The sequence below is a fragment of the Streptomyces flavofungini genome (assembly GCF_041028215.1).
Lineage (GTDB): Bacteria > Actinomycetota > Actinomycetes > Streptomycetales > Streptomycetaceae > Streptomyces > Streptomyces flavofungini_B.
In genome coordinates this window covers 1-2,804 of record NZ_JASKYR010000986.1, presented here as the reverse complement: position 1 = coordinate 2,804, position 2,804 = coordinate 1, and the positions used below count along the sequence as shown (strand labels likewise).

Here is a 2,804-nt window from a genome sequence, read left to right as displayed (position 1 = left end):
CCGGTACGGCGGCGGAGGTGCATCTGCGGGTCGCCTCGCCGCCGTACCGGTGGCCGTGCTTCTACGGCATCGACACCGGGCGCCCCGCCGAACTGCTCGCCGCCCGGCTGCCGATCTCGGAGATGGCGGCGCAACTGGGCTGCGACAGCGTGGCGTTCCTCTCCCTCGACCTGCTCGCCGAGGCCGTGGGGGGCGACTCGTCCGGATACTGCACCGCCTGCCTGACCGGCCGCTATCCCACCGCCGTACCCGTCGGCGCCTTTCCCGCCCCGGTGTGCGGGTCCGCTCCGGCGGACCGTTCCGACACCGCCCTCGCGTCCCGAGCCACAGCCGAATGAGGAGCACAGCAGTGAACACCCCAACCGAGGCGACCGCGACCCGGCCGCCGGTACCGGCGCACACCGGTCGGGAAGCCCGCACCATCGTCGAGGCGCTCCTGGCCCGCACCACCGGCCCCGACGCCGGACGTCCCGTGGTCACCGCCCTGGACGCCTCCGGCGCCCCGGCCGAGACCCTCACCCCCGTCGAACTCGACCTGCGCGCCCGTGCGCTGGCCGCCGTGCTGCGCGGAACGGGCGTCGCGGGAGACCGCGTCATCGTGCCCGCCCTGCCCGGACTCGACTTCCACATCGGCTTCCTCGGCTGCCTGTACGCGGGCATGATCGCCGTGCCGGTGCCCGCGTTCCGCACCGCGGCGCGGGCGGGCACCACCACCCGGGCCGAGCGCCTCTCGGCGATCACCGGCGACTGCGCCCCGTGTGCCGTCCTCGTCTCCACCCGCGAGGACGCCGAGGAGGCCGACCCCGAGCTCCTGCCCGGAGTGCGGTGGATCTCCGTACGCCAGGACGGCCCGGCCCCCGGCGCGGCCCCGCTGCCCGACCCGCTCGCGCTCGACCCGGCGGCCACGGCGCTGCTCCAGTACACGTCGGGCTCGACCGGGGACCCGCGCGGAGTCGTCGTGGGGCACGGCAATCTGGTCGCCAACCAGGCCGCGATGCGCGACCGCTGCGAGGTCGAGCCCGGCACCACCATCGTGAGCTGGCTGCCCTTCTTCCACGACATGGGGCTCTGCACCGCCGTGGTGCTGCCGCTGGTCTCGGGCGCCACCACGGTCACCATGGAACCGGCCACGTTCGTCCGCGACCCGAAGGTGTGGCTGCGGGCCATCGCCGCCGAGGACGACGTCTTCACCGCCGCGCCCGACTTCGCGTACGACATGTGCGTCAACCGGGTGCCCGAGCGGGAGCGCGCCGCCCTGGACCTCTCCACCTGGCGGGTCGCGGTCAACGGCTCGGAGCCCGTGCGGGCCGCCACCCAGCGCCGGTTCGCCGACGCGTTCCGGGTGAGCCTCTTCCGCGAGGAGGTCTTCTCCCCCGGCTTCGGACTCGCCGAGTGCACCCTCGCGGTGAGCATCAGCCCGTCGCTCGAACCCACGGTCGTGGGGCGCTACGAGCGCGAGGCGCTGGCCGAGGGCAAGGCGGTCCGGACCACGCTCACGGCGGAGGGCGTCGAACTCGTCGGCTGCGGGCCCGTGGTGAACGAGGTCACAATCGCCGTCGTCGACCCCGAAACCCACCACGTCCTCGCCGACCGCGTCGTCGGTGAGATCTGGGTCGACTCCCCCGGCAACTGCGGCGGCTACTGGGGGCGCGAGGAGGAGTCCGCCGAGACCTTCGCGGCCCGCGTGGCGGGCGACGCCACCGGACGGACGTACGTGCGGACCGGGGACCTCGGTTTCGTCGACGACGGCGAGCTGTTCATCACCGGACGCATCAAGGACGTACTGATCATCGGCGGGGAGAACTACTTCCCGCAGGACGCCGAGGCCGTCGCCCTCGACGCCCACCCGGCCTTCGCCCGGCAGCGCGCCGCCGCCTGGCCGCTCGGCGACGACGACCGGGGCGTGGCGGTCGTCGTGGAGACGGTCCTGCGCGACACCGACGAGCTGGCCGCCGCCGTCCGCGCCGCCGGGATCGCCGTGGCGAGGGTGCTGCCGGCCGCCGTCAGTGTCTACGCGGTGCCGCGCAACAAGATCCCCCGCACGACGAGCGGGAAGATCCGCCGCCGTACGTGCGCGGAGCAGGTCAGGACGGGACAACTGGTGCCGCTCGCGCGGTGGTCCAGCCGACGGACGGAAGGAGCGGCATGAGCACCGCACAGGAGATAACGCCCGAGCTGGTGGCGCGGCGGCTGCGCGGGACGGTCGCCGACCTGCTGGAGATGGCCCCGGCCGAGATCGACTCGGACGTGCCGCTCAGCGCCTTCGGCATCGACTCGATGACGAGCGCCGCGCTGGTCGACGACGTCGAGAAGTGGTTCGGCGTCCGGCTTCCGCACGGCGGCGCACTGGGCAGGCTGTCCCTGGCCGAAGCGGCCGACGAGGTCGTGACGGAGGTGGCCGGGGGCTCCCGGTGACCGCGTCAGGCCCCGTACACAGATACAGATCAGGAGCGATGGACATGGCACTTGACGCATTCGGATTCCTCTTCACCGGTCGCGGGCTCGACCCCGAGAAGGACCGGTCCGTGATCGAACGTGACGGCTTCCGCGCCGTCATCGTCGGCATGGCCGACCCGGCCCGGGCGCCCGAGGTGGCGGCGGCCCTGGTGGACGAGGGCATCCAGCTCATCGAACTGTGCGGCGGCTTCGGCCCCGTGTGGACCGCCAAGGTCATCGAGGCCACCGGGTCCCGGGTGCCGGTCGGCTCCGTCGGGTACGGCCCCGAGTCGATCGACGGCATGGCGGCGCTCTTCCCGCCATTCGGATTCCTCTTCACCGGTCGCGGGCTCGACCCCGAGAAGGAC

3 protein-coding genes and 1 pseudogene are annotated in these 2,804 nt (G+C 73.5%); all 4 read left to right on the top strand.

Annotated features, from left to right (window positions below):
* A pseudogene (locus tag AB8Z36_RS37460) lies at positions 1-338 on the top strand (hypothetical protein); the annotation flags it as partial.
* Positions 339-349: 11 nt separating this feature from the next.
* Positions 350-2,149, top strand: a complete 1,800-nt coding sequence (locus AB8Z36_RS37455) for a fatty acyl-AMP ligase (RefSeq protein WP_369217843.1) — start codon at positions 350-352, stop codon at positions 2,147-2,149.
* Positions 2,146-2,415, top strand: coding sequence for an acyl carrier protein (locus AB8Z36_RS37450; protein WP_369217842.1), 270 nt, complete (start codon positions 2,146-2,148; stop codon positions 2,413-2,415). The genes AB8Z36_RS37455 and AB8Z36_RS37450 overlap by 4 nt, the downstream gene beginning before the upstream one ends.
* Before the next feature lie 44 nt (positions 2,416-2,459).
* A partial coding sequence (locus AB8Z36_RS37445; protein WP_369217841.1) for a DUF6506 family protein occupies positions 2,460-2,804 on the top strand: 345 nt, incomplete at its 3' end.